The organism is Hymenobacter rubidus (assembly GCF_016734815.1).
Classification (GTDB): Bacteria; Bacteroidota; Bacteroidia; order Cytophagales; family Hymenobacteraceae; genus Hymenobacter; species Hymenobacter rubidus.
Map to the genome: position 1 here is coordinate 149,818 of NZ_JAERQF010000006.1, position 23,922 is coordinate 173,739.

Here is a 23,922-nt window from a genome sequence, read left to right on the forward strand (position 1 = left end):
CAGCCGCAAAGCTGCACGCGCGGGCAACGGGAGAAAAGGACAGCCGAAACGCTTAGAACGTAACCTGCACTTCGGTCGGGCCCTGGGTATTGGACGCCACCAGGGCCACGAGCGTGCGGCCCGTTAACTCGCTCATCAACTCGCCCAGCCGGTGCTGGTCGCGGGCCAGCTGCTTGGTGCGCCACTTCTTGGCCTTGCGCACGTGGCGGTGCAGCTGGCCCTTTTCGTTGCGCAGGCGGTAGTAGTCGGCGCCCTGGTCCTGGCGCACGCCGGCGCCCAGGCCCCGGCCCACGCCCAGTTCCACGAAGACGCCCTGCACGGCGTAGGCCAGGCGCAGGCGCAGCGTGTCGCCCCCGGCCTGCTCGGCCAGCCAGCCGCGCAGGCTGCGCAGCAGCTCCTGGCTGCTGCCGATGCGCTGCTTGACCAGGTTGCGCTGCCAATGCTCGACGGTGTACTTGAGCCAGTCGAGGGCCAGCTGGCGCTCGTTGGCCCCGAAGGCCTGGCTGGTGAGGGCGATGTCCTGGCTCATAGCAGTTCCCGGTACGAAATGGTGGCGGATTGCAGGCGGCTGCCGGCGCTGACCTTTACCTGGACTTTCTCCCAGAGCAGCAGGTGCTGCTCGACCAGCTCGTGGCCGGCCGGGTCGAGGGTGAGCAGGTCGGCGATGCGAAACGGCACTTCGTACTCGCTCGGCACGGCCCGGCTGCGGAAGTCGAGCCAGGGCTTGTGCCAGGTGGCGTACAAGCCCTGGGGGCCGTCCCAGCGCAGGGAATACGCGCCCACCGACGCACCGGCGTAGTTCGTTGTGCCCGGGCTGAGCAGCCGGTAGGGCTGGCCCTGGCTATCGTTCTGCAGCCCGCGGTCGAAGAGCAGCCGCAGGCCGGTGCGGGAGTCGTCGCCCAGTTCGTACTCGGCCGAGGCGCCCTTGGCCGAGATGGCCGGCACCAGCCACTGGCGGCCGGCCGCGTTGGGGTTCTCTTCCCGCACCAGGTGCAGCGTGCCGGCCGCGGCCGTGATTGGTTCGCCGCCGGCACCAATCACCAACTGCTGCCAGCCGATGTCGAGGGTTTTGTCCAGCTCGTCGTTTGTATCCGGGTCCTGCTTGAGCGTAAAGCCGGTGGTAGCGTTGGGGCCCGCGCTGGTAAGCACCGCCCCTGGGCGGGCCGTGTAGGGGCCGCGCTGCACTACCTCGCGCAGGGCCGTGATGCGCACCTGCTGCGTGCTGGTCTGAAAGTACAGGCCCAGGCAGAACTGGTTTTGCAGGCCCAGCAGCGCTTCGGCCACGGTGATGGCCGGCAAGTGCCGGGCGGGATTAAAGGGGCTGCCCACGGCCTGCGAGGCCGGCAGTGCGCGGTCAGAGTAGATGACCAAGGACTGGATTTCGGGGTCGTCGACCCAACTGCCTGTTATCGTGTAGCCAAACGTGGCCAGGATGGCCCGCAGGGCGGGCACGAGGTAGAGCATGGGCACGTACACCTGGTTGGGCCCGGCGGCGCCCAGCCCAGGCGCGTTGAGGATGCCTTTAAAGGCCGGGTTCTTGTCGTCGAAGAATTCGGTGTTGCGCACCGGCGCCAGCACGTAGCCGGCCTGCCCCGGCCCGGTGGGGGCAAACACGAGGTCGGGCACTACCAGGTCGGGCAGCTTCACGGCGGCCAGCTGCTTGGCCAGGTCGGAGGCGTCGGCCACAAAATTGGTGCGGTACACGTTCTTTTGGGCATCGAAGCCGCGGTACACCAGGCTGCCGCGCTTCCAGCGCTGCCCGTAGAGGTAGCAATCCACCACCACCGGCGCCGGGCCGCCGGCGCCGCGCTGCAGCCGGGGCCAGCCCAGCAGCCGCGAATTGGCGCCGTCGGCCGCCAGGTCGAACGGGTAGGTGGTGATGCCGGGAATGGCGTCGGTCTGGAAGTAGGGGTTGGCGATTTCGAAGCTGATGTCGCCGCCGGGCAAACTCAGCACCTCGCCGGCCGGGGTCTGGAAGCGAATCACGGCTGCGCCCCTCCTCCCCCGCGCACCGGCGCGATGGGCCGGCCCGCGGCGCTGGCCGGCAGGCGCGGGGTGAAGCGCCGCTGGCGGGGCAGCAGGAAGTCGAACTCCAGCCGGTTCAACTCGCCCGGCGCCTCGTCGACCAGCGGCAGGGACTTGGCCTTCACCCGGCCGGGAAAGTAGGCGTCCTGGGCCTGCAGCGTCACCCGGAGCGAGAGCAGCAGGTCCTGGGCCGCCACGAGCTGGTCGCGCCGCAAGTCGCCGCTGCTCACGCTGAGCGTGAGCACGCCCGAGCGGTCGGTGGGGAGCGTGTCGCCCAGCAGCGGGTCGTAGCCGGCCGGCAGCGCCCGCTCGGTTTCCTCCACTTGCACGTCGAGCGCCGTTTTGGCGTCGCCGGTACTGGCCAGCGTGCTCACCCCGCCCAGGCTGTTGGTGTAGAGGAAGTAGCGCGGCCGGGCCACGTAGTCGGTGGCCAGCGCGTAGGTACGGCGCTCGGTCTGGGCCACGCCCGCGGCGTCGCTCACCCACACCTGCCAGCCCACCACGGCCGGCCCGGCGCTCAGGCCGCTGCCGCCCAGGCCCAGGGCCCGGTAGCCCACCGGCAGGCAGTACACCTCGAAGCGGTGCACGCCCGGCACAGTGAAGGCCGTGAGCTGGCCCGCCGTGCCATCGGCGTACAACAAGCGCACCTGCACCTGAAAATCGGTCAGGGCAAACGAGTCGGCCATGAAGTAGAGGTACTCCGGCTGGTCGGCCCGCACGGCTTTGTTATCCGGCTCCCAGGTCAGAAACGGCTGCACCCGGGCCTGGTAGTCGAACCAGGTGCCGGCCGGGGCCGCGAAGAAGTCCAGCCCGCCGAGCACCACGTAGTGCTGGGCCTGGCTGCTCAGGGCCGCGGCCACCGCCGGCGTGCCGTACTTCTCGGCGTACTTGAAATAAAAACGCCGAAACAGGCTGTCGGCTCGGCTGGGGCGGGCCTGGTTCAGCGCGGGCAGGTGCTCCGTGAGGTAATCGTCGAGCAGGGCCTGGGCATCGAAGACGGTGCGGCCGTCGCGGTCGGCGGGCTGCTCCTGCACCGGGCCGATGCGGGTGAAGACGTTGCTGCGGTACACTTCCTCCACCCACACCTCGCACACGAAGCTCAGCTGGGGCTTGGTGCTCGGGTCGAGGCGATAGGCGTCCCCGGCGTCCAGGGCCAGGGTGACCGGGTTTTTGCTCCAGTAAAAGCGGTAGGGGTCGACCGTGAAGGTGATGGCCTGGCTCGCGCCCCGGGCGTCGGTCACGGTGCAGGCGTAGGTGCCGACCGGCAGGCCCAGGCGCGTGGCCGTCGTGGGCCCATCGGTCCACTGGTAAGCATAGGGCGCCAGGCCGCCGCTGGGCACCAGCGTGACGTTGTTGTCGGTGCGGCTGACGAGCACGTCCAGCCGCGGGTCCTCGGTGATGGCCACGACCACCGTGGTGCTGGCCCCGCTCGCGTCGGTGACGGTGCACGAATAGGAGCCCGCGGCCAGGCCCGTGCGGCTGGCCGTGAGCGGGGCGCCGGCGTCGGCCCAGCGGTAGGCGTAGGTGCCCACCGTGCCGTTGCTGGCCACCAGGGCGATGGCGCCGGTGGCCGTGCCGAAGGCGCCGGTGGGCGTGTGCGTTTCGGCCACCCGCACCGGGCGGATGGTGTCCTCCGGCGTGGCGTACCAGCTGAAGCCGGTGTTGCCGTTGAGGTACACCTGGTCGCTGGACGGCAGGCGAAAGTCCCAGAAGGGGTCGTAGACAACGGCCTGCACCACGCAGGCCTGGGCCACGCCGGCGGCCAGGCCCGTGCCGTAGGCCACCGTCACGGTGTAGTCGCCGGCGATGCCGATTTGCCCCAGCCGCTGCTGCACGGCGTAGGCAAAGGCCTGCACCGTGTTGGTCTGGGCCTGGTCGGCGTCGGTCGAACTCAGTAGCGTGCGCAGCCCGAACTCGCTGGGCGTCGGGGTGCTGTTCTCCGAGATGGCCGTGAAGCGCCGGTAGGCCGTGCCCAGCCAGAGCTCCACCCAGGAGCCCACCTGCATGTTGGCGGCGTGAATAAAAACGCGTTGGGTCGCTAAACGTTCGCCGGCCATCAGGAAGAGAATTTAGTGGGGTCGTAGCACAGCTCCGGGGTGGCCGGGGAGCGGAAGGAAAAATTGAAGCGGGCCCCGTAGAAGTGGCTGCCCACCGGGCCCACGGCCTCGGCCAGCACGTCGCCCGGCGAAATGCGCACCGGCCGCTCCCGGGCCCGCAGCTGGGCGATGGCGGCCGCCATGATGTCTTCGCCGATGGCTTCGCAGGCGTCGATGACGGCGTCGCGCTGGTCGTAGTCGCCGGCCTTCACCGGCCGCAGGATCAGGAACGCGCCGTGGTGCTCTTTGCCGGTAAAGTCGCCGTCGTTGTCGCTGTAGTCGGCCTGGTAGTTTTCCAGCACGAGGCAGGCGCTGCCGTCGCGCAGGTCGATTTTGTGCTTCAGCCCGCCGTAGAACTCCTCGAAGTCCATCACTTTCTGAAGGGGGTCGGAGGAGAGAATCAGGCGCACGAAGCGCACCTGGTCGGGTCGGTGCTGCACCTGCAGGTGGCGTTCGGCCAGGGTGCGAAACAGGGTGGTGTATTCGAGGTGGCGCATACGAGGGGGTTAGTGAGGGGCGTTTTCGCGGGCCTGACGGGCCAGCTCTTTGGCGCGGTGGGCATCGTCCTGCATTTTGGCCAGCACCAGGCGGATGGGCTGCTGGGCGGTTTCCTTCAGCGTACCGAAGGCCTGGCCGCTGAGCTCGCGCAGCACCTGGCCCCAACTGGTAGTGCCCGGGGCGGAAACATCTGCTTGCTGCGAGGGCTCAAACACCAGCGGGAAGTCCGTCTCCAACTGCTCCCGGCAGCCCCGGTACCAGGTGAGCACGGCCAGCTTCTGTTCGGGGGGCAAGTGGGTGAGCCGCTCGGCCCGGCGGCGCACCAGGTACTCGTTGAAGTCCTGCCGGCGGTCGCCGCCGTAGGTCGCGGCGTGGGGCCGGTAGGGCCGGCGCTGCGGCCGGTAGAGCGTGGCCACCAGCAGGTCGAGAAACGCCGGCTGCTGGCCCGTCACGTAGGCCAGGAAGTAAGCATCGGCGAAGATGAACTCGCCAAAGCTGACGTTGCGCAGGCTTTCGCGGGGCCCCCACCAGCGCCGGCGGCGCCAGTCGCGGCGCCAGGGCAGCCGCACCCAGGGCAGCAGCTGCGTGGTCAGGCCCACCGACGCCAGCACGAAATCCGTGAGCCACTTGATTTGGCAGAGTTGCACGGCCGTGAAGCGCAGCACCACGGTGGCCAGCGGCACCTGCAGCAGCACCGCCAGCAAGCGGATGCGCAGCTGCCGCTCGTCTGGATTGGGGCTGTAGAGCACGCCCAGCACCCGCAGCAACAGCGGCCGGGTCAACTCATTCCAGGTGGAGGCCACCAGGCGAAGGCGGCCATTAATTGTTACTTCTTCCAAGGGTCGGAGCAGTTGGTTGAGCCAAAGCTCCGGCCATGGCCCAACCCAAAAAAGGACACGAAAAAGCCCCGCCTATTGGACGGGGCCTGCTATCTTTCGTGCCCTTGCATCTCTTCTGTTAACACCCGCTTTTTACTATTCCCATGGCCAGAATCAGAACCATTAACCGCGCATCCAAGCAGGTATTCGACTTCCACCCTGGGAGTGACCGTGAACCTCAGGTAATAACGGGCTGGGCCGTTGAAGTCGACGAGGACCCGAGCGACCGCTACAAAATGATTTGTTCAAGCACTACAGAAGACGGGGTGCGTTTTGTTCGCTCAAAGCCCCTGAGCGGCGGTGCCTATCAGGTTCTGGATGATACCCTGGCTGTATTACCTCAGTCCATTCACCTCTTTTCCGTCGATAACGAAGATTTGTTTTTCCATGCCGAATACCGAACTAGTCTCGGGAGCTGGGCAGTGTACAACGGCGCACAGGGCAACTCGAATGCTAATTGGGGACCTGAAACAACCGACATGAGTTGGATTCTTCCCTTTCACGCACACCTGAGACTTCTTGCCATTCCTCGGAGCGTAAAGCGCGTAACCAATCACGGCAAGCGAGCAAAGGCCAAGAAGCGGTTGGTATTTCGCCCGCGTTGAGGGTCGCTCATAGGACGGGCGTGATAAACCCGCCTTGCTGCAGGTCGTGTAGAAAATTGACCACCGAATCCGTCCGGACGATGGCGCCGGTTTGCATTTTGCAGGCCTCGGCCATGTTCTCCATAAAGTCCTCGATGCCGACCGAGTGCACCCATTGCAGGTCCAGGATGCGCAGGGCTTCGACGAGTTCGACGGGGGTGGCGGCCTCAATGTGGCCGCCACCTAGTATTTCGTATTTCATGTAGGGGTCGCTTAGCGGGTGGCCAGCGCCGTACGCCGGCGCTGGTAGTAGGTTACGATGTCGCGCTGGTTAAAAGTAGCAAATTCGGCTACGGGCAGCGCCGGGGGTACGAGGCGCTGCTTGGAGTAGTCGACCAAGTTGGCCAGGAATTTTACCCAAAAGCTGATTTTTTCAAAGTCCGTGCTGCCGCTGTGCTGGCGAAATTCGATGGTCTGCTGGCGGAAGTAGCTCTGCATATTCACCTTGTAGTAGCGGCCGCTGCCGTTGGCCGCGGCGCCGAGTTGCTGCACCGTGGTGGCGGCGAGGATATCCTGCTCGGCCTGGGCCTGGGTGCGGCCGCGCAGCAGGCCCTGGCAGTAGGTGGCGGCGTTGCCGCGGCGGGCGGCGGGCATGAGCTGGTCAATGGTGGGCTCCAGGACCAGGTAGTTGCGCACCAGCTGGCGCATATTTTCGATGGTTAGGTCGCCGGCGCCCAGGTGCACGTGCAGGCCGCAGCTGCTGTTGACCTGGGCGCCGCAGATTTTCAGGGCCCGGCAGGCGCGCTCCAGGTCGGCCAGGCCTTCGAGGCCCTGCAGTACCGGGCTGACCAGTTCGAAGGCGTTGGCGCCGCTGATGCTGGAGTCGCTGGTGATTTTCCAGTGGGCGCGGGTGTCGTGGTTGTAGTGCTCGTCCCGGGCTTCGAGGCCCTGGGCGCGCAGCTCGGCCAGCAGGGCGGCGCGGGTGACACCGAAGGCTTCGATTTCGACGCCGAAGGTGCGGGTGAAGCGGCCCGGGGTGAAGGGCGCCAGGGCTTGGGCGGTGGCCGTGCGGGTGGGCGTTACCAGGGCCCGCTGGGCGCCGGCGGCCATCCAGGCGGCGTACACGTTCTGGGCGAAGCCGTAGCCGACCTGCATCATCGCGGCTACTTCGCGGCGGGTCAGGCCCAGGGCGAAGAGCTGCTGCATCTTCCAGGTTTTAGTCGTTCCGGTCGTGGCGAGGATTTGGGCGGCGGTCATGGCGTAAGGCGTTGTTTTGCTGTCGTTTAGTATGACAAACAACGCATCCTTCTGGCCCCCAAGTCAAGTGAATTAACTTGTTTTTGAGTCATTTAGCGCAGATTCCATGCCCAGTGGAATCGTCGACTGGCACCGTGCAATTCCCCCGCGCGGCGCCCTATCTTTGTGCCATCAACGTACCCCCTGAGAATGGTACGCTGGTGAATGTAAAAGGCCCCCGCGTGAGCAGGGGCCTTTTTAGTTATTCAGCTGCTGGGCGTTTTCGAAGCCGGGTGATGGTCGTTTCCTGGTCGGTCACCATCTCTTCCAAGGCCACAATGACCTCGACCAATTTCCGCTCCGTGTCGCTGGGGGGGTTGAACTGCAGGTTATACCGCTCAAAGCACCGCCACACATCGGCGTCCTTCACCCCGCGCACCGTCACCAGGGGCAGGTTCGGCGTGCCGTCATCGTCTAGGTCGCCGGAAGGGTCGAATGGATTCATGAGCCGGAGCAAGTCGGGGAAAATCGCTGCGAATATTCCGGACCAACGGCCCAAAGCATAGGGGTCATGCTCCCCCTCTACTTCCCCGACCGTTTTCTGACGGCCGAGGGCGGTTGGTTGTATTTCCCGGAATATTCGCGGGGCGAAGATAGGGGCTTAGGGTTTGAGAAAGGAAAAGAAGGGGATTTTGCTGCGCAACCATTCCCAGCCAGCGGCCCCGGCCACCGCCACCAGCCCGAATACCCACCAGGGCGTGCCACCCGGCTTAGCCGTCGCCTGGCTGCCGGCGCCGATGGCTGCCGCCGCGGCCTTGGTTTTGCCGGTCGCGACGGGATTGGCCACGTTGTTGTTGCCGTGCTGCACCACGATGTTCACCGGTGCCCGAATCACTATCTTCCGGGCGCTGGGCAGGGTGGCCTTAATCAGGCTGTCGGCCTCGTGGCTTAAAGGCTGGCTTTGCCAAGCCTCCCGGTTGCAGCTGCTGAGCAGGGCCAGGCCGGCCAGCAACAACCCCAGGGCCCGCAGCAGGGCTGTTTGTAAGAGATAGGGCATAGTCAATCCACGTTTTCATGTTAATGGGTCCAATCCGAGCCGGCATAGATTTCGCCCTTGCTGCGGCTCAGGCGGTGTACGCCGGCCGTGGCCCGGCTGCCGGTGTTGCCTTCGCTGGTGATGAAGCCGTTGCGGGTGCGCGCCACCACGCCGGTGGTGTGGCCCACTCGGTGCTTGCTCGGGCTCCAGATGCCGGCGTTGTGGCCCGGCTGCAGGTCGTCGACGCTGCCGCGCACGCCCTGGATATAGAACGTGCGCGGGCTGCCGGGCAGGTACCAGTTGGCCGCCAGGCCGGCCCCCGCCGGGAACGGCATGCCGCAGTGCTGGTGCCCCGCCGCCTGGTACGAGCCGCACCATTCCGTGTGGTAATTGCCCGTGACGCGCTGGTAGGCCTCGACTTGGCGGCCGTCGTTGTGGCCGGTGGCCTCCCGCACGTCGCGCTGCGCCTCGTACCACTCCAGCAGGCAGGCCACCCGGCCCGCCTGCACCGCCGGCGAAACTACGCGGATTGGCTGGCCCCATGCCAGATGATGGCCCAGGCCACCAAGTAAGCAGACCAGAGAAAGGCGAAGAATTGCATTTTTTGCCACGAGGTGAGGGATAAGAAGGTTCGAGTGAAGCGTTTTTTGAGCCAGCGGGGAAGAATGGGCAGGTTGAAGCGCATGCCCAGCCACAAAAAGCCGTGCCCGAACACGAAAACCAGGGCCGAGAGCTTGATTTTGTCGAGCTGGGTAGCCGAGAGCGGGGCCGAGTCGGGCCAGATGTGTTCCATGGCCAACTGGCTGGGGTACCAGCACAAGGCGATGAGCAGCGCCAGGTGCAGCTCGTTGTGGCGAAGAATCCAGCCCCAGGCCAGCTGGTACCAGGCCAGGTGCTGTGGGTTGCGGTCGTGCAGAAAAGCGCGCATAAGGAAGGGCTAATGGCGGGTCATTGCCCGCAGGTTGTCAATGATGAAATCCTGGAACAGCTTTTTCACGTCGGCCACGTCCTTCCCAATCTGGTCGAGACGCTCTTTGGTCCGGGCTTCGCGCTCGTCGACGCGCTGGGTCAGGTTGGCAATGTTCTGCTCGTTGCGCTGGCTCAGGGCCAGGGCCTGGTCTACTTTCTCGTCGTGCTTGCCCTGTTTGTAGTGGCTGCGCGACGAGACGATGTTGTAAATGCCAGCCGCCACGCCCAGCAAGCTGATGAGGGTGGCAATGATGCGAATCGTTAAATCCATTTTAAAAAGCCCCGTAAGCGGCCGAAGCCTGGTCATTCCGCACCACCGGGCGCGGGCCGGCCGGCTGGTACACAGCCGAAGTGAAGTAGGTGGCAAAGCGCGTGGCCGAGGCGTTGGCGTTGAGGTAGGCCCGCAGCCGCTGCAGGTACACGTGCCCGTCTTCGACGGCCGCGCGCACCTTCTGCTGGAGCAGGTCCACCAGCGGGGCCCCCGGCCGCGAGTCCGACTGCTGGCGCTCCGTGTCGTCGAAGCGGTACACGTTCAGCTCCAGGGCCGAGCCGTTGAGGCTCAGGCCAATTTCGGGCACGGCCTTGGCCACCGTCAGGTTGGTCAGCGCCGGGCGCACGAACAAGTCGAGCAGCTGCTGATTGTCCACCGTCACGTCGCGGTCCTTCACCTGCTCTTTTAGCTCCAGGTAGAAGTCGAGGCCCAGCACCGGTTCCAGGCTGAAGCGCTCCACCTTGGCCAGCGTGGGCAGCAGGGCCAGGTACACCAGGCGCGAGCGGCCGATGTTGTAGTGGGCTGAAAATTGCGCCGCCGTGTTCACGAAGTACTGGTGCGAGCGCGTGCCGGCCTCCGACGTGGCCCAGGTCGCCACCGAGGCGTCGTCCAGGTGCTGGTCGAGCACGTCGAGGGCCCGCTCCAGGAAGTTGAAGCCCTTGCGCACCCACGCCGCCCGCAACTCGTTTACCTGCCACTGGAAGGCCGTTTTCTTGTCGCCGGTCGAGCTGATGTGCACGCCCGAATCCGAGACCTGCACCTGGGCCAGGGGCAGGTTTTCGGCCAGGGCCAGGTTTACCAGCCCGCTCTGCAGGTAGCGCACCACCTCCATGAGCACCGGCCCAAGCGTGCCGGCCGCCTTCTTAGCCAGCAACTCCTGCAGGAAGGCATCGCCGAGCAGCGGCCGCAGGTCCTGGTCCTGCACCAAGTCCAAGTCGGGCAGCAGCAGCTCCAGGTCGTTGTTCACGTTCACGGCCACGTGCTCGCGCAGCTCGTCCATGGTTTGAATCAGGGTCCGGTTCTCCATATCAGTTGTGCCCGAGGCTAAAGCCGACCATAGCGGCCAGCGCGATGAGAAAAATGGCCAAGCAGAGCAGGGCCACGAGCACGAAGGCGAGGGCGCCAGCGGGGCCGCTGCCGCCGTCCTGGCGGCTTATGACGAACAGCAGCACCAGAGCCAGTACCAGCAGCAGCCACCAGTGCGAGAAATGCAGCGTTATCATTTCGTTTCCTGCTGGGCGTTCAGGGTGGCGCTCATGCTCATGGCCTTGGGAATCTGAAAGCGCCACTTCAGACGCGGGTCCCAGCCGTTGTAGGCCGCAATCAATTCCAGCGGCTCCAGCACCAGGCTCTGGTGAAAAGTCACCGTGCTGATGAGGTTGTTGAACATCACCCGGGGCTCCGAGCCGCCGCCGGCCCCGCCGCCCATGCCCTTGCCGGGCGAAACGCCCATCAGGGCCGGGGCCACGCCCACGGCCGTGTACACGTGCGAAGCCGCCTCGGCCGAGTCCTCGATGTAGAGGCCGTCCTTGAGCTTGTCGTCGATGGCCGCCACCTTAAACGCCTCGATGTCCTCCCCTTTCGCGTTGCGAATGGTGGTCGTCATCAGCGTTTTGCCGGCCCCGTTGGTGCCGGCCAGCACGTCGTTGAAGGCCTTCAGCTCCGCCTCAATCAGGCCGCGCCGCTCGTCGAGGGTTTTGCCCTCCCAGTCGCCGTACTTCCAGTCCCAGTACAGGTGGTGAATCGTCACCATGTACTTGATGGAGAGCTGGTTTTTAAACAGCATCTTTTTGAACTCCGGGATGGCCGCCATCACGTCCAGCCACCCGCTGCGCCGCACCGAGTTCCAGCTGGCCAGCTGGTAGAAGGCCTTGTCGGGGCTCGGCACGCTCAGCGGGTAGATGTACTTGAACGAATCAGTGCGGGCCTGCAAATTCCCGACCGCGTCGTAGTACGGGTCGATGATGGGCACCTTCGTGGTGTACTCATCGTCCGGATGCCCGCCGTAATCCCAGTTCGCGTTGATGTACACGAGCTGAAACTTGCCCTGCTGGGGCTTCTGGTAGCGGCACCAGATGGCTTCCTGGGCCGAAATGCCCACGATTTTCTTCCGGTCCTTGCTCAGAATCAGTTCCGGGAAAGCGTTGCCGAACACGTTGATGTCGTGCAGGGCCTCGAATCCGTACCGATTCAGGCGCGTGCGCCGGATAAACTCGTCGATTTCGGGCACCGATTGGCGCTTGAACACCTCGTTTCCGTCCGCATCGAAGCCCTCCACGATGCCGTAGACGATGCCTTCGCCGTACATGATGGCCGTTTTGCGCTCCAGCACGCTGGGCAGAATGGTGTTTTTCTCCATGTCGGCCAGCACCTGCTGCGGAAACAGGTTGTCGTCGCCCCACGGCGCCATGTCGCCGAAGGCAAAGCCCAGGTACCGCTTCTGCGGGTCCGTGGGCTCGATGTCCTGGCCTTTCGCCTTCTTGGCCTGGGGCGCGCCGCTGCCGGCGCCCATGGGCCCGGCGTTGAGCCGAAACACTGCGCCGCTCCCTTCCGCGAAGGCCATGGTGGCCTCCGGGTTCACTACAATTCGAGTCATTGATTTACCGGGCCCTTAGCCCAACACGATTTTCTTCCCATTCAGGGCCAGCAGCAGCCAGATGTGCACCTTGCGCCGCTGCGTCCCGTTTCCCACCACCACATTCCGTGTCCCGTTGGCGTAGTGCGCCGGCATGCCTGAGGCAGTCGAAGCATCTTTAGCTCCCTCACTCGCTCTTCCTTCCCTCCGCTGCCGGCCGGATAAGCGGCACCCCGTCCACTCGCGCACCTGGCCGCCGGTTTTCCGTTTCCGGTCCACCGTCACAAAGCGCAGCGTGAACGGCTCCTGTGCCGTCTCCATCATTTCCAGTGCTTCCACCAACCGCATCGTCCCTTCCATCACGGTGGCAAAACTCCCGCACCGCACCAGCGAAAAAAAGGACAGCAAACCAAGCAGCGGGCGACTGCAAAAACGCCAATCTCACTGCCAACCGCCCGCACGGGCCATTCAAGGCCCTTTTTTGCCGTTTTGAGAATTATATTTTCTCATTTTGTCTTTGGGCACCCCAACGCGCACTGTCGGCCGGATGGCAATTGCCAGGCCCAAAAAAAAGGATATATGCCAGGTAGGGCACGAAAAAGGCCCCTGCCGATGCGGTAGGGGCCTTTGAGTGTTTGGATTCTGTTTTTATCGGCAATTGCCGCCTTGGTACCGAATGGGCTGGAGGTTGGTACCTATGCACTCACGAGCAGCAGCCCGCCGCCCTGGCCAGTACTGCGGGCCACGTGCTTGTCAATGCTGAGGAAGTGCAGGTCGATGATGTCGGTGAAGTGAGTGGCCTCCTGGCCAGGCAGCGTGAGCTTGCGTTCGCTGCTTTTATCCTTCTGGATTTCGCCGCGCGTGCCCTGCTTCACTGGAGCTAGGCTCATGGCCGTGAGCGGGTCTTTGCAGTTCACTTTGTTGAAGCGGATGCGCAGCTGCCGCTCATCGGTCTCGCCCAGCAGCTCGTAAGCCAGGCGGTACCGCTCCCCGTAGTCGGGCACGCGGCCCTGGTCGAACACCCGCACCCGCCAGCCTGCCGCCTTCAGCCGCTCGGCGAACTGCTGGTTGTAAGTCAGGCTGCTATCCGGGCGGCGCGCATTGCCCCACTCGTTGTCCTGAATGAACTCGAACACTTTCACCAGGTGGTGCTGGTAGTAGCGAATGAAGAGGTCCGCCAGGTCATCGATGAGTTTGGGGTGCTTGACGTATAGGCCCTTCAGGAAGCGGTACTCGCGCACGTCAGCGTGGATTTGGGCCAGGGTGAGCGTGCTGATTTTGCTGCCCCAGTCCACGGCGCCCCGGATGGGTTGGTGGCTGCGGCAATCACCGTCCATCCGGCTGTCGTGGGCCCCCAGCTTGCGCAGGTTGAACTCCAGGCCGGCCACGTAGTCGTTGTTGGGGCACTCCTGGGCGTGGTGGGCCACGTCGAGCTTGGGATAGAAACCCGCCTCTACGGTCGCCGGCCGCTTGTTCAGGATTTCAATCATGAACACGAAATCCGACAGCTCCCGGCGCTGGTCTTCCAGGTAGCCGATGCCCACGTTTTGCAGGTTATCGAAAATGTTGGCCTCCGAATAGAGCAGGCCCTTGGGAATACTCAGATGGCCCTTGCCGATGCGCTTGGGATTCGGGTAAAACCGCAACTGGCTGCTCAACTGGCGGATTTCGGCGTATAAGTCGAGGCGTTTTTTTTGGCTGCGCGTGTCCACGAATTGGAGCTGCAGCGCAATCATCGCATCGCGGATTTTCTGAAAATCGTAGCCGTCCTCGGCGTAGTAGGCCGCATCGTCGAGCAGCCACTTGCCCGTGTCGCCCCAGGGCATCGACGAAAACAGAAACTTGCCGTGGTGCAGCGTGGCTTTGGGCCAGTAATCGACGTTGCCCCGGTTCGAGGCAATGACGTCGGTACCGAGCTTTTCGCGGTTGAGCAGCAGCGCCTCGTCGGCGATGTAGCCGTCGAGGTTCATGCCGCGCGAGCTGCCCCCGCCCCCGTCTTGCGTAATTAAGTGAAAACCGGCTCCGGTGTAGAAAATGATGAAGTTGTCGTACTTCACCGGGCGCTGAAACGGCTCGGGCCACCCCCAGGAGGGCGGTGGCTTGCGGCCGATGAAGTAGTGCACGTCCTTGTAGTAGCCGATGCGCTCGAGGCTCGCAATCGTCGAGGGCAGCGTGCGGGTCAGAATCTGCTGATACGTCGAACCTACAATGCCCCAGCAGCTGCGGGGCATTTCGGTCACGATGCGGTGAATCAGCCAGGCAATCTTGCTCGACTTGCCCGTAGCGCGGCTCCAGACCGAATTGGCACTGGAGGGTGTCGTCATGACGAAGCGCAGCTGCGGCCGGTTGAACTGCAGCGGCTTTAAATCAACATTAACGGGGCTCGTCTCCATCTTCCTCCTCGCTTTCGGTTTTGTCTAGCAGCCCGCGCATCTGCTCCAGGCTCAAATCGCTGTTCTCCACCGCGTCAATCAGTTGCGCATAGGTTTCGGGCTCGATTTTGTCGAGCGAGTTCAGGGCCACGGTTTGCGGCTGGCCGTCCTTGCCCTGGATGGTGATGTTCACCACGTAGGTCTTGTTGGCCAGCACTTCCGGGCTCAGCGCGTTGGTATCCTCCTTGTCGAGGCCTTTCAATACCGCCATGTTTTTGATGGCCGCATTCATGGCCTTCAGGTCGGGCGCCGCGTTCTTGTACTCGTCTTTGCGGCCGGCCGCCAGCTGAAAAACCTTCATCGACATCTCGTACAGGATGTGGCGCACGCCGTCCTTGTAGGCCCGCGTCACGTCGCCAAACAGCCGAATGGCCTCGTTGCAGCGCCGGTAAGCCGTGGCCCGGCTTAGCTCGTAGCGGCCCATGAGCAGCGGCACGGCCTGCTCCAGCGAGTGATAGTTGGTGAGCAGGCCGTGGGCCGCCTCCAGCTCGGTGCGCCGGGCGATGTCGGCCGCGCTCAGGCGGGCCTCCGCGCCCTCGTTCAGGTACGAGGCCCGGATGCGGTCGAGCACCGTTTCGGTGCTGCCGGTGTAGTTCGGGTTAGTAGGCGCTAAGCTCTCCATCGCTCAGTTCCTCCCCGTTTCTCGACACCGTAAAGCGCCGGTTGTTGTCGCGCATGAACTTCACCCAGCGCCGCACGTGCACGTCGACGTAACGCGGGTCGAGCTCCGCTACGCGGGCCTGGCGGCCGGTGATTTCGCAGGTCACCAGCAGCGAGCCGGAGCCGCCAAAGCCATCGAAGCAGATGGCACCCGGCTTGCTGGAGCAATTCACCAGGTACTCCAGGATGTCCAGCGGCTTCATCGTCGGGTGCTCCGCGTTGCGCTGCGGGCGGTCGAAGTTGAGCACCGTCGTCTGCTTGCGGTCGGAGCACCACGTGTGCGCCGCCCCTTCCTTCCAGCCGTAGAGAATCGGCTCGTGCTGCCAGTGAAAATCCTGCCGGCCCATCACGAAGGCCTGCTTTACCCAGATTAAGCACTGACTTAATTTCAGCCCGGCATCCTTGAAGGCCTGGCGGAAGTTGGCGCCTTCCGAATCCGCGTGAAACACGTAAATGGGCGCGCCCGGGCGCATGTAAGCGTAGCAGTTGGTGTAGAAGTCGCGCAGAAACTGGTAGAAGTCATTGTCGGCCATGTCATCGTTTTCGATGCGCAGCGCGTCCTTCGTTTTGCCCTCGTAGGCCACGTTGTAAGGCGGGTCGGTGTTCACCAGGTCGGCCAGCACGCCGGCGCCCAAGGCCGTTTCCACCACCAGCGAATCAATCGACGAGCCGCACACCAGGCGGTGCACCAGCGCCAGGCCTTCGCTCTCGAACTCGTACACGTCGCCGAGCACGCTGATGGGCTCCGCCGGCGGCGTGAGGTCTACTTCTGCCTCCTCGGCCGGCAGCGCCTGCAGGGCGGCCAGGTTGAAGGCGGCGATGCCATCCAGCAGGCTGGCATCGGCCAACGCTCCTAAATCAATATCCGCGAAGTTCTTTACCAGGCTCTCGTAGTCCCAGATGCCGGCGCCTACGTTGCTCGTTACGTTGTAGCGTTTGGCCTCCTGCTCGGTGAGCAGGCGGTTGGGCATCCGCACGTCGATGAGTTCGTCGCCGCGGCCCAAATCGAGCAGAATGCGCAGGCGCTGGTGGCCGGCCAGCACCACCTCGTCGGCGTTCACGGCCGGGATTTCGGCCAGGTCAAACTCCTCGATGCTGGCCAGCAAGCGCGCGTAGCCCTCATCCTCCAAGATGCGCGGGTTAAACTCATAGGGCACCAGGTCGCGCACGCGGCGCTGGGCGGTGTGCCATTTCAACTTCACAATTCCTACTTCACTCATGGCTTCAGCTTGGTTTCTAGTACATGGATATCGGCCAGCGCCTGGGCCAAATCGGCGGCGCGGTCGGGGTTGCGTTTGAGTTTGGAGGCCTGCGGGCGCAGGTTGGCCAGCAGCCGGCGGATTTCGCCCGCATCGGCAATGGCCGCCAGGTCGGGCCGGGGCGTGGCCACCGGCGCCGACACCGCGCGGCCGCGCTCCTGGTCGTAGCTGGCGGCCAGCAGCTGGCTCAGGTCCAGGATGCGCAGGGCACTGGCGTGGCGCTCGGCATCGGTGGCCAGCAGCTCGAGGCGGGCGTGCAGGAAGTCGCGCTCGGCAAACCAGGCGCTGCGCTGCTTGCGCGTATCAGTGGCCACCGAGCTATCTACATTATGGGACGAGCTATCCACATTTTGCAACGATTTCGTTGCGTTTTGTTTTACCAGGACATTTACTGTGTCATTTACTCTGACATTTGTGGTGACACCTGAAGGGACATTTGTGGTGACATCACCGGCAATTGCCAGCTTCTCCAACTCCCGCCTGAGCGTGGCGCGCGTAAAATCGGTAGCCCCGTACTGCAGGCTACGCAGCAGCACCCGGCTCTTGCCGTGGGCCGCGTACAGGGCCACGCCCTGGGCATAGTCCTGCCCGCCATTTGCCAACCACTCCCGTATCTCCTTCACGTTGCAAACTTTGCGCGTATCTTTCCTAGCGAAAAGGACAAAAAAAAGCGCCCCGGCCAATGGCCGAGGCGCGAAAAAGGGTGCTACCCTTGTCCCTCACGATGCTTGCTCAGGCACCCTTTTTACTTTTTGCCCTTGCGGGGGCCGTGGCGGATACCACGGCCCCCGCTTCGTCTACGGGCGGCGCTACCGGCACCAGCCACTCAAAGCCGCCGGGCAGCGCCATCAGCTCGTCGGCCTCTTCCAGACTAATCTGGGTCAGGTCGACTTCGCGGTCCAGGCGCGTGACAAACAGGCGCGTGTGGCCCGCTGCGCTCAGGGCGTAGCGGGCGGCCACTTCGGGCCGCAGGGCCAGGGTGGGCTGGTCCATCGCTTAGGGCGTCACCACGCCGGTCAGGGCGTTGATTTTGGAACCATCGGGGCGCACGATGTCGCCCTCGTAGAACTGCAGGCCGTTCTGGTAGCCTTCCACCTTGTACATAAAGCCCCGGCGGCCGCCCGAGAGCTTGCCGGTGTCGTAGCTGCCGAGCACTTCCAGGCCCAGGCCCTTGCCGCCAAACTGCAGCCACACGCCCTCGGGCGTTTGCACCAGCACGATGCAGCTGCGGTTTTTGATGATGCGGTCGAACTCGGCCGCCTGCTTCGTGTTGCCGGGGTTGAAGAACTCGCCGGTGGCCTTCTTGCCGCGGCCGTCGCGCTCGCCCACCGGGTCGAGTTTGAACTGGGCCGTGTCCTGGGTCGAGTACACCTGAATAAAGCCATACGTGGCCAGGAAGCTGTGCGAGCCGGCAATGGTCACCGAGTCGCCGGCGGCCGTGGTCGTCTTGAAGCCCTGGATGACGGCAAACGTGTCCTCGGCCGCAATGAAGATGTTGCCCTTCAGGCCCGGCGTGTTGTCCTTGCCGCCCAGGCCTGGCAAATCAAATAAATCCATGTTGGGATGAATGAGAGAGGCTGAAAAATTGATTGAATGCCGGTTCTAGCGGCTAGGCAGTGGCTTCCACCTTTTGCAGCACGCCCGACTCGGCCTCCACCAGCTGGCGCACCAGCTCGGGGTTCGCGGTCAGGCTGCGGGCCTCCACGATGAGGCCGTTGTGCTGGAACTTGGGGGCCAGCACGCGGTACTGCTCCTTGGCGTGGGTCACCACCACCGGGCCTTCGGCCGAGGCCACTTCCGCCGCCGCCAGCTTGCCGGTTTGCTCCTCGATGAGCAACTCGGCCTGGTTGAGCTCCTCCGCCTTCTCGTCGAGTTCGGTGCGGGCCTGGTCGCGCTCGGCAATGGCCTGGTCACGCTCCGACTTGGCGGCCGCCAGTTCGGCAATGGCCTGCGCACGGTCAGCGATGGCCTGGTCGAGCTGCGCCTGCAGGTCCACCGTGTTGTCGGCAGTTTGGTCGGCCGCCGGCGCCGTGTTTTGATTTTTGCCCATGACAGGGAAGAATGACTAAGTGAGAAAACGACTACGAATACCAGCAAAAAAGCCAGCCAGCCTCCCCTGCTGCAGGGAAGGCCGGCGGCCGTTCGTTACCTCACACCAAATCCTGGTCGTTGGTGAAGATGGCCTCGGGCAAGTAGAAGCCGACGCCTTTGTAGAAGTCGGTGTAGAGCTTCACCTGCCGGTCCACGTTTTCCAGCTGGAAGATGCCCATGTTCTGGCTCTTCTTGGCCAGTTTCACCGTGTTGTCGAGCGGGGTGGCCCACACCTTGGCCGAGGCGCCCATCGAGGGCAGGCCCACGAGCTTGTGCTTGGTGAACTCCACCGTGTTGGCCGTGCCCAGGAAATCGGCCACGTCGGGCGTGCCGGGCACGCGGGCGGCCATGTTGAAGTCCTTGCCGTACTTGGCCTGCTTGCCGCGGGCGTAGCGCTGGGCCAGCGTCTCGTTCACGTTCACGTACATCGGCACGTTGTAGTAGCGCTTCGAAAACGCGTCGCAGAACGCCTCGATGTAGTTCACGAAACTCACCGGGTCGGTCGGGATGGCCCCCAGCGCGATCGGCGTGGTGCGGCCGGCGCTCACAAAATCGTTGATTTTCTTGCGGATGCCGTCCATGGCCGTGCCGCTGGCGCCGGCCACGCCGGCGGTGGGCTCCACGCGCACGCCGGCGTAGATTTCGTTCAGTTCGTACTCCTCCAGAATCTGGGGAATCAGGTGCGCCTCGATGAGCCAGCGCACGAAGGGCCACGTCTTGCGGTCCAGGCTGGAATCGGCCAGAAAGCCGAGCCAGGTGGCCTCCAGCGTGTCGGGCGTCTCCTGCACGTCCACCTTCATGGGGAACTGCTGGATGCTGATGGGCGTGGCCGTCAGCGAGCCGGTCGGCGTCCAGGCGGCCTGGAACGGCTGCAACAGGCGCGAAAACGCCGTCTTGGCCATGCGCCAGATGGTGTCGTCGGTCACGATGCTGCGGAAGAGCTGCTCGGTGACGGACGGGCGGTACAGCAACTGAATCAGCCGGGCGGCGTTCTGCCCCTGGTTGATGTAGTAGTTGCCAAATTCGGTTTTGATGTCCGTAATGGTCATCTGCGTATGGGCTTAAAGTGAGAAAATGAATGAAAAAGCGGGGTGCGCAACGGCCAGGCTTAGCCCTTGAGGCGGCCGGCGAAGAGCGGGTTGTTGTCGAGCGCCTGGTTGTGGGGCAGCTCGTCGATGGCCTTCTGGGCCTCGCTGGCGGCCGTGCCTTCCTGCACGTCGTTGGCTTCTTTGGGGGGCGTGGTGCCCAGCGCGCCGGCCTGGCTGCCGAAGGCTTCGGCCTTGGCCTTCCACTCGTCGCGGCTGGCCACCAGGGCGGCCACGTCGGTGGCGCCGGCGGCGGTGAGGGCGCCTTTCACGGCCAATAGCGAGGACTCGGCCGTGTCTTTGGCCGTGGTGAGGGTGGCCACTGAGGCAGCCGCCGTCTCCAGCTGCTCGTGCGCGGCCGCCGTGATGAGGGCAGCACCCGTAATGCCCAGCTCTTTGAGCTCGGCGTTGGCGGCATCGGCTTGCTCGGCCGACACGGTTTCGGCGCCCATGAGCGCCAGCATGGCGGCCCCAAGGCTCACCTTTTTATCAAAAAGTCCCATCTTACTTGCGTTGGTTGAGGAGGTGGCGGAGGAAGTGCGCTGCTCCTGCACCAGCTGCGCGCACAGCGCGAAAGCATCCTGCAGGGAACCCATGCCGTCGATGAGGCCCAGCTCCTGGGCCTCGGCGGCGTGAAAGGTGGCGCCGGCCAGCGCGCCGGCTTTTTTGGCGGCCTTCTGGTCGAGCCGGTCGCCGCGGTTGGCGCTCACGGCGCCGATAAACTGGTCGCAGATGGCCGAGAGGCGCTCCTGCATGGGGCCGTAGTTGCCGGCCTTGGCGGCCGCGAAATCGGCGTTTTTCTGCGTCGACTGCGAGGCGTACACCTCGTGAAACACCACGCCGTCTTTCTCCAGCTTGCCCTGCTTGTCGGCCCAGCTGGCCATCACGCCAATTGAGCCAATCACGCACGTTTCGTGCGTGGCTAGGATGGCGTTGGCGGAAGAGGCAATCCAGTACGCCGCCGAGCACATCAGCCCGTCGTCGCAGAGGGCCACCACCGGCTTGCCGCAGTTTTTGATGGCATCGGCCAGGCTCTGCGTGCCATACACCTGCCCGCCGGGCGAGTCAATTTTGAGCACCAGCGCGTCGATGTCCGGGTTTTGGCCAGCCGACTGGATGTAGCGGGCGAAGGTGCTCATGCCCAGCGGGCCGCATTCCTGGTCGTCCTTCATCAACGGGCCGCTTAAGCTCACCACGCGCACCTGGCAGCGGTCGGCGCTGGCCTGGGCCTTGGTGGCCCCGCCTTGGCCGGCGGCGTATACCGGCACCGCAGTGCTGGCGCCGTGGGCGTTTACCACCATGACGTAGTCCTGGGGCTGCATTTCCGCCCGCAGCTCCGCCAGGTTCCGGCCCGCCCGCATATCGGGCATGTGGCCCTCCTGCAAGCCGAGCAGCACCGGCAGGTACGATTGGGCCACCGCCGGGCTAATCAGCCAGGGCGAGTCAAGAATTCGGGCGAGTAACGGATGCATCGGCGGCAGCTAAGTGTCTGCAAAGCTGCCGGCGCCCGGAACCCCTAAAAAGGACACGAAAAAGCCCCGCCGGATGGGGCGGGGCTTTTGTTTACTTGCCTGGGAGCATGTAAGCGGCCGGCAGCTTCCAGCAGAGGCAAACGACCAGGGCGGCGAGCAGCAGCCAGCCAAAAACTTTAAGCAGGGAAGCCATCACGGTAGGGTTGGCTATCGCCGTGGGTGATGGCTGGGCCGTTGGCCGGGTCGCCGTAAATGAAATAGGGGGCCTCGTTGGCTGCCATCATGGCGGCTTCCACCGGGCCGACCATGTCCTGCGGGCCGGCGTTCATCTGCGCCTCGTAGGCATCGCCCCGGCGCAGCAGCGGGCGGGGGTCGTCGACGATTTTCGCTCGCCACTCGGCATCGGTTTCCTGCTGGCGCTCAAACACGATTTCCCCGCCCGGCAAGGCAATCACCTCGTGGTTAGTGGCCTTGTAGGTCCGCATCCGGCGCGGGCACAAAATGGGGGCTTCCTCGCCTGGTGTGCCATCGGGCAAGGTGTGGTGGTGCGTGATGAGCACCGTGATGAGCACGGCCAGCTCCAGCCGGTCGGGGTGCTGCAAGACGTTGACGCCGATGCGGCGGGTGCGGCGCTGAAACACGACGCCGTCCCATAAGAGGGAATTCACCCAAACATCGAGGGCGGTGTGCTGGTGGGGGTATTCCATGGGGTTACGCTGGGAAGATTAGCTAATGAGAAAGGGCAGTGAGGTGTATTGGGTCCACGCATTGGGACCGGATTCGCGGTGCACTTCGACCCCGTCGATAAAAAACGCAATCTGCAAACCGGCGCCGCCGTAGCGTTGGCGAATCCAAAAGCGGATTCGGTAATAAGTGCCGGAACTGAGCAAAATGGTTTGGCTGACGCCGGCGCCGGCCAATTGCAGCACCAGGCATTGATTCGGCTGCGGTATCGGGTAGGTGCCAAACGGTCCGAACTGGTCGTGGATGATGGCGTTTCCCACGCCGGTTGGGGTCCAGTTGCTTGTGGCCGGGTCGGCCAATGCCATGCCCCCCTGGCCTTGCACCGGGTATTCAAATCCGCTATTGGCAAGGATGCCGGGCATGACATTGCCGGCCACGTCCAATATTTCCAGCTGGTCCACAAAAATGCTGTGGTCGCCGGGGTATTCCTGGTTAATCAAGGCCAGCGTCACGGCTTTGGTCGGGCCTCCCATCGAGCCGAAAAGAAGTAGGCGGCGGCGGCTCATGCGCGGGTTTTGATAAGGTATTGCACCTTGCTGGCGGCGGCCGTGGGGTGAATCCAAAAGACGTACTCGTGTTTCTGGCCGGGGATGTAGGTGCCAGAGCCTTCAAAACTGTCATCCAGGGCAATGGGCGAACAACCGGCCCCTAACAGGGCGGTGACGATGGTGTGCATCTTAAGCACCGACTTGTCGAACGTGAACGTGCCGGTGGCCAGCTCCTGGTAATCGCGGTCCTGGTCGAACTGAATCACGGTGCCGGTGCCGATGGAAGAACCACCACTGGACGCGGCCACCACCACGTTGCCATCGGCGTCGGGCGCGGTGCCGTTGATGGTTTTGACCGTGCCCATTTTGCCGTACAGCTCGTTAATGGCGGCCACCACGTTGTTCTTGGCCGTGGTGAGCAGCCCATTCACCGTGCCAAGGAAGCCGGCATTGGCGGCAATCTGCTGGGTGTGCTGCTGCTGGGTGGCCAGCATGGCGGCCGTGCCGGTTTCGTCGGCGGCCTGCTGCGCGGCAATCTCGGCCAGCGTATCCAGCGCCTCCGGCGCGCCGGCGACCAGGTTATTGAGCCGGTCGGTTTGGGCATCAATGGCCGCCTGCAGCTGCGAAACGGCCGAACTGCTGTCCCCGCCCAGCGGCACCCACACATCGGAGCTGCGGCCGGTCCACGCTAGGCAGATTTCAAACGCCGGCCGGCGCACGCCATCGGCGTCCTGGGCCCGAAACGACAGGGCCGCGGCCTGACGGTTCATCCCTTCGAATACCAGGCACGTCCGCACGGCGCCGGTGCCGCGCTCCTGGCTGCCCATCCGGATAATAAACTGCGGCTGGTACGTGCCCAGGTCGCTGTTCTGCTCGTGGTCGTGGGCCGAGGGGGCCGAAAAAATGCGGTAAATCGGGTCGCTATCGAGGCCAGTCGGTACCGGATGGCTGAAGCCCACGCTGTCGGCCTTCCACTGCACCAGGTCGGTGTGCCCGTCCGGAAAGGTGTAGCGCCGCACGTCGCCGGCGTCGTAGTCCACATCCTCCAGCACCAGCTCGTCGAAGGAGGCAATGCGCTCCAGGGCCGTGCCGCTGATTTGCGCCCACCTGGCCTTCACGGTGAGCGTGGTGGCGGGCTCGGCATCGAGCAGCGCGTCCACCGTGCCGTGCGAATCCCGAATCAGGGCGAAGAACACCGGCGGCTTGACCACGCCGGTGGCGCCGGTGGTCGAGTCCACGCCGTTGACGGCCTGGGCCTGGGCGCCGAGGATGCGGTAGTCCGGCGGCACCTGGCCCAGGTTGTCGGTGTAGGGCACCGGATACGTGCCGCCCTTGAGGCGCTTGGTGCTCAGGTGGCGCCAATCGGCAAACACCTGGGCCAGGCCGGCGAAGGTTTCGCGAAAATCCAGCTCGGTCGTATTGCCGAAGGTGTTATCAGCAAAGCGGGTGTTGACGTCGGCCAGCCAGGCCTCCACGGTGGGAGTAAGCGCGACCGGGGAGGGAACGGGAGAATTTGCTGCCAT

29 protein-coding genes are annotated in these 23,922 nt (G+C 64.3%); 1 reads left to right on the plus strand and 28 read right to left on the minus strand.

Going from position 1 to position 23,922, the window contains the following annotated elements; translation table 11 throughout:
* Positions 1-52: 52 nt before the first annotated feature.
* From JKL48_RS06690 to JKL48_RS06710, 5 genes are read right to left on the minus strand one after another with little or no spacing between them, the layout of a single operon-like run.
* On the minus strand, positions 53-529 hold the full coding sequence (locus JKL48_RS06690) for a hypothetical protein (protein WP_201980332.1): 477 nt from the start codon (positions 527-529) through the stop codon (positions 53-55).
* Positions 526-1,986: a hypothetical protein gene (locus tag JKL48_RS06695; RefSeq protein ID WP_201980334.1), complete on the minus strand. Its 1,461-nt coding sequence runs from the start codon at positions 1,984-1,986 to the stop codon at positions 526-528. The genes JKL48_RS06690 and JKL48_RS06695 overlap by 4 nt, the downstream gene beginning before the upstream one ends.
* Positions 1,983-4,082, minus strand: coding sequence for a hypothetical protein (locus tag JKL48_RS06700; protein ID WP_201980336.1), 2,100 nt, complete (start codon positions 4,080-4,082; stop codon positions 1,983-1,985). The genes JKL48_RS06695 and JKL48_RS06700 overlap by 4 nt, the downstream gene beginning before the upstream one ends.
* Positions 4,082-4,618: a hypothetical protein gene (locus tag JKL48_RS06705; RefSeq protein ID WP_201980339.1), complete on the minus strand. Its 537-nt coding sequence runs from the start codon at positions 4,616-4,618 to the stop codon at positions 4,082-4,084. The genes JKL48_RS06700 and JKL48_RS06705 overlap by 1 nt, the downstream gene beginning before the upstream one ends.
* 9 nt (positions 4,619-4,627) lie before the next feature.
* Complete coding sequence (locus JKL48_RS06710) at positions 4,628-5,458, minus strand: hypothetical protein (protein WP_201980341.1); 831 nt, start codon at positions 5,456-5,458, stop codon at positions 4,628-4,630.
* A gap of 143 nt (positions 5,459-5,601) precedes the next feature.
* Here JKL48_RS06710 and JKL48_RS06715 point away from each other — a divergent pair, with 143 nt between their 5' ends.
* Entirely contained in the window at positions 5,602-6,102 is a 501-nt protein-coding gene (locus tag JKL48_RS06715; RefSeq protein ID WP_201980343.1) for a hypothetical protein, read from the plus strand.
* Between the two features lie 7 nt (positions 6,103-6,109).
* On the opposite strand, the gene JKL48_RS06720 is transcribed toward JKL48_RS06715, so the two are convergent.
* The 23 genes from JKL48_RS06720 to JKL48_RS06830 all read right to left on the minus strand — a co-directional run bounded on the left by JKL48_RS06720 (position 6,110) and on the right by JKL48_RS06830 (position 23,922).
* Positions 6,110-6,343, minus strand: a complete 234-nt coding sequence (locus tag JKL48_RS06720; protein ID WP_201980345.1) for a hypothetical protein — start codon at positions 6,341-6,343, stop codon at positions 6,110-6,112.
* 11 nt (positions 6,344-6,354) lie between these two features.
* Positions 6,355-7,338, minus strand: a complete 984-nt coding sequence (locus JKL48_RS06725) for an amidoligase family protein (protein WP_201980347.1) — start codon at positions 7,336-7,338, stop codon at positions 6,355-6,357.
* 241 nt (positions 7,339-7,579) lie between these two features.
* Positions 7,580-7,822, minus strand: a complete 243-nt coding sequence (locus JKL48_RS06730; protein WP_201980349.1) for a hypothetical protein — start codon at positions 7,820-7,822, stop codon at positions 7,580-7,582.
* Positions 7,823-7,978: 156 nt separating this feature from the next.
* Positions 7,979-8,374, minus strand: coding sequence for a hypothetical protein (locus tag JKL48_RS06735; RefSeq protein ID WP_201980350.1), 396 nt, complete (start codon positions 8,372-8,374; stop codon positions 7,979-7,981).
* Between the two features lie 20 nt (positions 8,375-8,394).
* Positions 8,395-8,847, minus strand: a complete 453-nt coding sequence (locus JKL48_RS06740; RefSeq protein WP_201980353.1) for a hypothetical protein — start codon at positions 8,845-8,847, stop codon at positions 8,395-8,397.
* A gap of 26 nt (positions 8,848-8,873) precedes the next feature.
* On the minus strand, positions 8,874-9,281 hold the full coding sequence (locus tag JKL48_RS06745; protein WP_201980354.1) for a hypothetical protein: 408 nt from the start codon (positions 9,279-9,281) through the stop codon (positions 8,874-8,876).
* Positions 9,282-9,290: 9 nt separating this feature from the next.
* Positions 9,291-9,593: a hypothetical protein gene (locus JKL48_RS06750; RefSeq protein WP_201980355.1), complete on the minus strand. Its 303-nt coding sequence runs from the start codon at positions 9,591-9,593 to the stop codon at positions 9,291-9,293.
* A 1-nt stretch (position 9,594) separates the two neighbouring features.
* Entirely contained in the window at positions 9,595-10,620 is a 1,026-nt protein-coding gene (locus JKL48_RS06755; RefSeq protein ID WP_201980356.1) for a DUF6712 family protein, read from the minus strand.
* Between the two features lies 1 nt (position 10,621).
* Entirely contained in the window at positions 10,622-10,816 is a 195-nt protein-coding gene (locus tag JKL48_RS06760; protein ID WP_201980357.1) for a hypothetical protein, read from the minus strand.
* Positions 10,813-12,189: a hypothetical protein gene (locus JKL48_RS06765; RefSeq protein WP_201980358.1), complete on the minus strand. Its 1,377-nt coding sequence runs from the start codon at positions 12,187-12,189 to the stop codon at positions 10,813-10,815. The genes JKL48_RS06760 and JKL48_RS06765 overlap by 4 nt, the downstream gene beginning before the upstream one ends.
* Positions 12,190-12,204: 15 nt before the next feature.
* A complete protein-coding gene (locus JKL48_RS06770; RefSeq protein ID WP_201980360.1) occupies positions 12,205-12,528 on the minus strand; it encodes a hypothetical protein in 324 nt (107 codons plus the stop codon).
* Between the two features lie 335 nt (positions 12,529-12,863).
* A complete protein-coding gene (locus tag JKL48_RS06775; RefSeq protein WP_201980363.1) occupies positions 12,864-14,492 on the minus strand; it encodes a hypothetical protein in 1,629 nt (542 codons plus the stop codon).
* A 49-nt stretch (positions 14,493-14,541) separates the two neighbouring features.
* Complete coding sequence (locus JKL48_RS06780) at positions 14,542-15,222, minus strand: hypothetical protein (RefSeq protein ID WP_201980365.1); 681 nt, start codon at positions 15,220-15,222, stop codon at positions 14,542-14,544.
* The gene (locus tag JKL48_RS06785; protein WP_201980368.1) at positions 15,200-16,480 is read right to left on the minus strand and encodes a DNA modification methylase; all 1,281 of its coding nucleotides are present in this window, start codon (positions 16,478-16,480) and stop codon (positions 15,200-15,202) included. Before JKL48_RS06785 ends, JKL48_RS06780 begins: the two co-directional genes overlap by 23 nt.
* Complete coding sequence (locus JKL48_RS06790; RefSeq protein ID WP_201980369.1) at positions 16,477-17,142, minus strand: hypothetical protein; 666 nt, start codon at positions 17,140-17,142, stop codon at positions 16,477-16,479. The genes JKL48_RS06785 and JKL48_RS06790 overlap by 4 nt, the downstream gene beginning before the upstream one ends.
* Positions 17,143-17,251: 109 nt before the next feature.
* Positions 17,252-17,512: a hypothetical protein gene (locus tag JKL48_RS06795; RefSeq protein ID WP_201980370.1), complete on the minus strand. Its 261-nt coding sequence runs from the start codon at positions 17,510-17,512 to the stop codon at positions 17,252-17,254.
* Positions 17,513-17,515: 3 nt separating this feature from the next.
* Positions 17,516-18,076 carry a hypothetical protein gene (locus JKL48_RS06800; RefSeq protein WP_201980371.1) on the minus strand — a complete coding sequence of 187 codons (561 nt, stop codon included), beginning with the start codon at positions 18,074-18,076 and terminating at the stop codon, positions 17,516-17,518.
* A 52-nt stretch (positions 18,077-18,128) separates the two neighbouring features.
* Positions 18,129-18,569: a hypothetical protein gene (locus JKL48_RS06805; protein ID WP_201980372.1), complete on the minus strand. Its 441-nt coding sequence runs from the start codon at positions 18,567-18,569 to the stop codon at positions 18,129-18,131.
* Between the two features lie 100 nt (positions 18,570-18,669).
* Entirely contained in the window at positions 18,670-19,659 is a 990-nt protein-coding gene (locus JKL48_RS06810) for a hypothetical protein (RefSeq protein WP_201980374.1), read from the minus strand.
* 59 nt (positions 19,660-19,718) lie between these two features.
* A complete protein-coding gene (locus JKL48_RS06815) occupies positions 19,719-21,167 on the minus strand; it encodes a S49 family peptidase (protein WP_201980376.1) in 1,449 nt (482 codons plus the stop codon).
* A 176-nt stretch (positions 21,168-21,343) separates the two neighbouring features.
* Positions 21,344-21,874 carry a hypothetical protein gene (locus tag JKL48_RS06820; RefSeq protein WP_201980378.1) on the minus strand — a complete coding sequence of 177 codons (531 nt, stop codon included), beginning with the start codon at positions 21,872-21,874 and terminating at the stop codon, positions 21,344-21,346.
* Between the two features lie 18 nt (positions 21,875-21,892).
* Positions 21,893-22,417: a hypothetical protein gene (locus JKL48_RS06825; protein WP_201980381.1), complete on the minus strand. Its 525-nt coding sequence runs from the start codon at positions 22,415-22,417 to the stop codon at positions 21,893-21,895.
* Positions 22,414-23,922, minus strand: a complete 1,509-nt coding sequence (locus JKL48_RS06830) for a hypothetical protein (RefSeq protein ID WP_201980384.1) — start codon at positions 23,920-23,922, stop codon at positions 22,414-22,416. Before JKL48_RS06830 ends, JKL48_RS06825 begins: the two co-directional genes overlap by 4 nt.

Bases quoted from the DNA above. Each gene is read 5' to 3' on its own strand.
- JKL48_RS06690 (WP_201980332.1), bottom strand. From the start codon at position 529: ATGAGCCAGGACATCGCCCTCACCAGCCAGGCCTTCGGGGCCAACGAG.
- JKL48_RS06700 (WP_201980336.1), bottom strand. From the start codon at position 4,082: ATGGCCGGCGAACGTTTAGCGACCCAACGCGTTTTTATTCACGCCGCC.
- JKL48_RS06705 (WP_201980339.1), bottom strand. From the start codon at position 4,618: ATGCGCCACCTCGAATACACCACCCTGTTTCGCACCCTGGCCGAACGC.
- JKL48_RS06715 (WP_201980343.1), top strand. From the start codon at position 5,602: ATGGCCAGAATCAGAACCATTAACCGCGCATCCAAGCAGGTATTCGAC.
- JKL48_RS06720 (WP_201980345.1), bottom strand. From the start codon at position 6,343: ATGAAATACGAAATACTAGGTGGCGGCCACATTGAGGCCGCCACCCCC.
- JKL48_RS06725 (WP_201980347.1), bottom strand. From the start codon at position 7,338: ATGACCGCCGCCCAAATCCTCGCCACGACCGGAACGACTAAAACCTGG.
- JKL48_RS06730 (WP_201980349.1), bottom strand. From the start codon at position 7,822: ATGAATCCATTCGACCCTTCCGGCGACCTAGACGATGACGGCACGCCG.
- JKL48_RS06735 (WP_201980350.1), bottom strand. From the start codon at position 8,374: ATGCCCTATCTCTTACAAACAGCCCTGCTGCGGGCCCTGGGGTTGTTG.
- JKL48_RS06745 (WP_201980354.1), bottom strand. From the start codon at position 9,281: ATGCGCGCTTTTCTGCACGACCGCAACCCACAGCACCTGGCCTGGTAC.
- JKL48_RS06750 (WP_201980355.1), bottom strand. From the start codon at position 9,593: ATGGATTTAACGATTCGCATCATTGCCACCCTCATCAGCTTGCTGGGC.
- JKL48_RS06755 (WP_201980356.1), bottom strand. From the start codon at position 10,620: ATGGAGAACCGGACCCTGATTCAAACCATGGACGAGCTGCGCGAGCAC.
- JKL48_RS06760 (WP_201980357.1), bottom strand. From the start codon at position 10,816: ATGATAACGCTGCATTTCTCGCACTGGTGGCTGCTGCTGGTACTGGCT.
- JKL48_RS06765 (WP_201980358.1), bottom strand. From the start codon at position 12,189: ATGACTCGAATTGTAGTGAACCCGGAGGCCACCATGGCCTTCGCGGAA.
- JKL48_RS06770 (WP_201980360.1), bottom strand. From the start codon at position 12,528: ATGGAAGGGACGATGCGGTTGGTGGAAGCACTGGAAATGATGGAGACG.
- JKL48_RS06775 (WP_201980363.1), bottom strand. From the start codon at position 14,492: ATGACGACACCCTCCAGTGCCAATTCGGTCTGGAGCCGCGCTACGGGC.
- JKL48_RS06780 (WP_201980365.1), bottom strand. From the start codon at position 15,222: ATGGAGAGCTTAGCGCCTACTAACCCGAACTACACCGGCAGCACCGAA.
- JKL48_RS06785 (WP_201980368.1), bottom strand. From the start codon at position 16,480: ATGAGTGAAGTAGGAATTGTGAAGTTGAAATGGCACACCGCCCAGCGC.
- JKL48_RS06795 (WP_201980370.1), bottom strand. From the start codon at position 17,512: ATGGACCAGCCCACCCTGGCCCTGCGGCCCGAAGTGGCCGCCCGCTAC.
- JKL48_RS06800 (WP_201980371.1), bottom strand. From the start codon at position 18,076: ATGGATTTATTTGATTTGCCAGGCCTGGGCGGCAAGGACAACACGCCG.
- JKL48_RS06805 (WP_201980372.1), bottom strand. From the start codon at position 18,569: ATGGGCAAAAATCAAAACACGGCGCCGGCGGCCGACCAAACTGCCGAC.
- JKL48_RS06810 (WP_201980374.1), bottom strand. From the start codon at position 19,659: ATGACCATTACGGACATCAAAACCGAATTTGGCAACTACTACATCAAC.
- JKL48_RS06815 (WP_201980376.1), bottom strand. From the start codon at position 21,167: ATGCATCCGTTACTCGCCCGAATTCTTGACTCGCCCTGGCTGATTAGC.
- JKL48_RS06820 (WP_201980378.1), bottom strand. From the start codon at position 21,874: ATGGAATACCCCCACCAGCACACCGCCCTCGATGTTTGGGTGAATTCC.
- JKL48_RS06825 (WP_201980381.1), bottom strand. From the start codon at position 22,417: ATGAGCCGCCGCCGCCTACTTCTTTTCGGCTCGATGGGAGGCCCGACC.
- JKL48_RS06830 (WP_201980384.1), bottom strand. From the start codon at position 23,922: ATGGCAGCAAATTCTCCCGTTCCCTCCCCGGTCGCGCTTACTCCCACC.